Annotated in this window: 1 pseudogene; it reads right to left on the bottom strand. The window is 71.1% G+C overall.

Annotated features, from left to right (window positions below):
• Positions 1-440: pseudogene (locus IF89_RS39695) on the bottom strand (hypothetical protein); the annotation flags it as partial.

Genomic DNA, 440 nt, shown 5'->3' on the forward strand with positions numbered 1-440 from the left:
GTAGGCGGTCGACCGCAGTACCGGGGCCTTGGCGTCGCCGCCGTTGTGGACGGTGGTGGAGGTGAGCCGGCCGTAGGCGTCGTAGGCGTGGACGGTGTGGGTGGTCACCGGCGCACCCGTGGCGGCACCCTCTGCGGTGTTCCCGCTGGTGCCGCCAGTGCCGGCGTCGGCCTGCCCGCTTTCCCTGCTGCCGGCTGCGGGAGCGGGGCTGGTGGTGGGGCGGGTGTCGGTGCGGGTGGCCAGTTCTCCGCGGCTGTTGTAGGTGTAGGCGGTTTCGGACAGCAGGGTGCCGTCTTTGCGGGTGAGGGTCTCCTTTTTCGGCTGGCCGCTGTCGTAGTAGCCGACCGTCAGGACGGTGCCGTTGCCGTACTCGGTCTTTGCGGGCCGGCCGAGGCTGTCGTAGGTGTAGGCGGCGGAGGCGGTCTGCCCGTCCGCAGTCT

Origin of the sequence: Streptomyces sp. NRRL F-2664 (genome assembly GCF_000719345.1) — a bacterium.
GTDB lineage: Bacteria > Actinomycetota > Actinomycetes > Streptomycetales > Streptomycetaceae > Streptomyces.